Annotated in this window: 3 protein-coding genes; 2 read left to right on the top strand and 1 reads right to left on the bottom strand. The window is 73.6% G+C overall.

Annotated elements, in window-relative coordinates; translation table 11 throughout:
- Nucleotides 1-53: 53 nt before the first annotated feature.
- Nucleotides 54-824 (top strand): M48 family metallopeptidase, encoded by a 771-nt coding sequence (locus tag DQW06_RS14770; protein WP_013151345.1) that lies wholly within the window; start codon nucleotides 54-56, stop codon nucleotides 822-824.
- A 105-nt stretch (nucleotides 825-929) separates the two neighbouring features.
- Here the strand turns inward: DQW06_RS14770 and DQW06_RS14775 are convergent, their stop codons facing one another.
- Nucleotides 930-3242, bottom strand: coding sequence for an elongation factor G-like protein EF-G2 (locus DQW06_RS14775; RefSeq protein WP_117198689.1), 2313 nt, complete (start codon nucleotides 3240-3242; stop codon nucleotides 930-932).
- Nucleotides 3243-3435: 193 nt separating this feature from the next.
- On the opposite strand from DQW06_RS14775, the gene DQW06_RS14780 reads away from it, so the two are divergent.
- The coding region (locus tag DQW06_RS14780) for a CPBP family intramembrane glutamic endopeptidase (RefSeq protein WP_157983445.1) at nucleotides 3436-4394 on the top strand (959 nt) is incomplete at its 3' end.

Raw genomic sequence — 4394 nt, forward strand, 5'->3', positions numbered from 1 at the left:
CCCCGCCCCCCGACGACGACCGCCCCGGCTCCGAGTACCGCCTCTGACCACGGATGGCCGAACGCCGGCTGCGCCATCCCCGGGAGATCCCCCTCCTGGTCGTGTGCGTGGGGGTGACCCTGCTCGCCGTGGTGGGCGCGGTCAGCCGCGCCTACTCGGGTGAGCCCAACCAGCCGCTGCTCCTGCTGAGCATCCCCGCGCTCGTGTACTTCGTGCGCGGGCAGCAGTACGCGCGCCAGCGGGTCAACGGGGTGCGCATCACCGAGAACCAGTTCCCCGAGGCCCACCGGATGGTCACCGAGGCCGCCGCCGCGTTCCGCATGAAGAAGGTGCCCGAGGCCTACGTCGTGCTGGGCAACGGCGAGCTCAACGCGTTCGCCTCCGGGCACGGCTTCCGGCGCTACGTGGCCGTCACCAGCGACCTGTTCGAGGTGGGCGACCGGCTGGCCGACGCCGACACGCTGCGGTTCGTCATCGGCCACGAGGTCGGCCACATCGCGGCGGGCCACACGTCGTTCTGGCGCCAGTTCGGGATCTCGGTGGCCAACGTGATCCCCGGCGTGGGCACCAGCCTGAACCGCGCGCAGGAGTACACCGCGGACAACCACGCCCACGCGTTCTGCCCCGAGGGCATGCAGGGGCTGCGGGTGCTCGCCGCGGGCAAGTACCTGTACCCGGCCGTGGACTTCCACGACATCGCCGCCCGCGCGCGCACCGACACGGGCTTCTTCGTGCTGCTGGTCAACCTCCTGTCCAGCCATCCCGTGAACACGTTCCGCTTCGCCGCCCTGGCCGACCGCACCAGACCGGGAAGGGTCTTCTAGAGGCGGGGTCCGCCCCGTGCGGGACGGGGTCGTTCCGGGCACAGGGACCGGTCCTTCCAGGTTCCGCGCGGTCCGCCCGTGCGGGACGGGGACCGTCCTTCCGCCCTAGCCCTGCCCGACCCGCCCGGCCAGCCGCGCCGCCGCCTGCGCGGGCAGCGGCTCGTGGCGCGCGTACTCCCGGCTGAACACGCCCGTGCCGTGCGAGATCGACCGCAGGTCCACCGCGTACCGGACGATCTCCAGCTCCGGCACCTCGGCGCGCACCACCGCCCGACCGCCCCGCACCGACTCGGTCCCCACCACCCGGCCGCGCCGGGCCGACAGGTCGCTCAGCACCGCGCCCAGGTAGGCGTCGTCCACCTCCACGGACACCTCGTCCACCGGTTCCAGCACCGCCAGCCGCGCCGCGGCCGCCGCGTCCCTGAGCGCCAGCCGCCCCGCCTTCTGGAAGGCCATGTCCGAGGAGTCCACCGAGTGCGCCTTGCCGTCGTAGAGCGTCACCCGGATGTCCACCAGCGGATACCCCGCTCCGGAGCCCGCTCCGTCCCCCGACCCCGCGCCGCCCTTCGCGCCGGTCCCCGTCCCGACGCCGTCCGCCATCTGCGCGCGCACGCCCTTCTCCACGGACAGCACGAACTGGCGGGGCACCACCCCGCCCACGATCTCGTCGACGAACTCCAGGCCCGCGCCCGACTCCAACGGCTCCACGCGGATCCGGCAGACACCGAACTCCCCGTGCCCGCCACTCTGCTTCACGTTCCTCCCGGTGCCCTGCGCCGGAACCGCGAAGGTCTCCCGCAGCGGCACGCGCACCTCCCCGGTGCCGACCCGCACCCCGTGGCGGTGCTCCAACCGGTCCAGCGCGGCGTCCAGGTGCGCCTCGCCCAGGCTCCACAGCACCATCTGGTGGGTCTCGGCGTTCACCTCCACGCGCAGCGACGGGTCCTCCGCCACCAGCCGGGCCACCGCCTGCGAAAGCTTGTCCTCGTCCCCCGAGGACTCCGCGCCCACCGCCACCGGCAACAGCGGACGCGGGAAGCGCCACGGCGCCACGCGCACCGGCCGCTCCGGCTCGGAGAGGGTGTCGCCGGTGCGGGCGTCGGGAAGCCTTGCCACCAGGCACAGGTCTCCGGCGACCACCTGGCCCACCGGCCGGTTCTCGCGGCCCAGCGGCACGGACAGCGGTCCCGTGCGCTCGTCGTTGCCGGTCCGGTCCAGCTCGTCCTGGCCGGTCAGCCCGCACGGGACTCCGTGGCCGTGCAGGTGGACACGGGTGTCGGGGCGCAGGGTCCCCGAGAAGACGCGCACCAGGCTCACCCGGCCCACGTACGGGTCACCGGCGGTGCTGAGGACCTGCGCGACCAGGGGGCCGTCCGGATCGCAGGACAGCCCCGCCACCGGTTCGCCCTCCGGTGTGGAGGTCTCGGGAAACGGGCGCCGGGTCGGGTCCGGGCACGAGAGCGGCAGTTCGCGCAGCAGTTCGCGCACACCCACCCCGGTCGTGGTGCTGATCGCCAGGACGGGATGGAAGCCGCCCGCGGCGACCGCCTTCTGGAGGTCGTCGATGAGCAGGTCGGGGTCGAGTTCGCCGCCCTCCATGTAGCGCTCCATGAGGGCCTCGTCCTCGCTCTCGGTGATGACCTCCTCGACGAGGGTCTCCCGGAGCGGTCCGGCCGCCTCGCGCAGCCAGTCCGGCACCGGACGCGCCGAGGGGGCGGATCCGGGCCCGCCCCCTCCGGCGCGGCCGGAACGCTTCGCGAGCTCGGAGCCGTCGGAACCGCCGACGCCAGCGGACGCGCCGGAGTAGTCGTAGTACCGCTCGGAGACCAGCCCCCACACGCCGACCACGCGGCGGTCGTCCCCCGTGCCCTCCACGGCCGGGACGTAGGCGGGGTGCACGCCCGGACCGAACGCCTCCCGGCACTGGGCGACCACCTCGTCGTAGTCCGCGCGCGGGTGGTCGATCCTGGTGACGGCCACCGCCCGGGGCATGCCGACGGCGGCGCACTCCTCCCACAGCACGCGGGTGCGGCCGTCCACGCCCTCCAGGGCGGACACGACGAACAGGGCGGCGTCGGCCCCGCGCAGCCCGGCGCGCATCGCCCCGATGAAGTCCGCGTACCCGGGGGTGTCCAGCAGGTTGACCTTGACGTCGCCGACCATGACCGGGTTGACGGTGAGGTTGACCGACCGCCCCTGCCGGATCTCGACCTCGTCGTGGTCGCTGACGGTCGTGCCCTCCTCGACGCTGCCGGGGCGGCCGACCTCCCCGGCGGCGGCGAGCAGCGCCTCGACCAGGCTCGTCTTACCGGCGCCGGACGGCCCGACCAGCGCGATGTTGCGGATGTCGCGGGGCCCGTCGGCCCTCGGTACGGCTCCGGCTGAGGCTCCGGTTCCGTTGACGTTGCGATCTGCCATCCCTGCTACCCAGCCCTTCGTGGTCCGAGCGGTGGCCGCACGGAACGGGCGGACCCGCTCATGCTGTGACCTGTGTCACTTCTACGGTCGCCCTTCTCGGGCCGCACGGCAAGAGGTGGTCAGGAGCTGGAGCAGCCGTGGATGAAATACGGCACGTGCACTATGACTCGTTTCGGACCCCTACTATTGCCCCGTGCCATGGTCGGAGTCTCTCCCTCAGTTCAGCCTCGCCGGGACCGTCCTGACGGTCCTGCTGCTCCTCTTCGCGGCGTTCGGCGAACCCCTCCTCGGCAGGAAGGCGTTCACGTGGCTGTCCCGTAGGCGCGACGGCGACGCGCGCGCCCTCACCCTCCTGCACGCCGTCACCATGGGGATCCACGTGCTGTGGGGCCTGGTGGTCTTCGGGGTGCTGCTGCTCTCGCCGAACCTGGTCGCCGCGGACCTGGGCCTGCGCCTGCCCGACGCGTGGGGGCCGATCGCGGGCGGCGCCGTCGGCGGCCTGCTCGCCCTCACGGTGTTCTGGCTGCTGGTCAACGGGCTTCCGAGGGGGCCGGGGCGCTCCGGCCGCGGCGGGAGGCCGGCGCGCGGCAGACGCGCCCAGGGCGCGAGCGCCCGAGGGCGGCGCTCCTCCGCGCCGCTCAGCCTCCCCCAACCCGAGCGCGACCGGGGGCTGCTCGCACCGCGCACCACCGCCGAACGGGCGATGGCCGCCGGGGTGGCCGTCACCGGGGGCGTGTTCGGGGAACTGCTCTACCGGGGCCTGTTCATCCTCCTGGTCGCCAGCATGGGCGTGCCGCTGTGGATCGCCGCCGCGCTGTCGGTGCTGCTGTTCTCCGTCGCGCACCTCTACCAGGGCTGGTGGGGCCTGGTCAGCGCCGGCGCCTCCGGCACCCTCTTCACCGTCCTGTACCTGGGGACCGGAAGCGTCTGGGTGCCGGTCCTGGTCCACGTGGCGCTCAACCTGCGCTCCCTCGTCTTCCCGCCCGCCGACGTCCGCGAGGCGGGGGAGCGGGAGCACCGCGAGGACGAGGGGGACCCCGAGGCCTACGAGGAGTACGACGAGTACGGGGAGTACGACGAGTACGAGCACCACGGCCACGGGTACGAGGACGGATCCTCCACCGGGGAACAGCCGCTGACCGACGCCGAGGA

Origin of the sequence: Nocardiopsis sp. TNDT3, from assembly GCF_003427465.1 — a bacterium.
GTDB classification, from domain to species: domain Bacteria; phylum Actinomycetota; class Actinomycetes; order Streptosporangiales; family Streptosporangiaceae; genus Nocardiopsis; species Nocardiopsis dassonvillei.

Excerpts from the sequence above, each read along its gene's own strand:
- DQW06_RS14770 (WP_013151345.1), top strand. The coding sequence starts at position 54 with ATGGCCGAACGCCGGCTGCGCCATCCCCGGGAGATCCCCCTCCTGGTC.
- DQW06_RS14775 (WP_117198689.1), bottom strand. The coding sequence starts at position 3,242 with ATGGCAGATCGCAACGTCAACGGAACCGGAGCCTCAGCCGGAGCCGTA.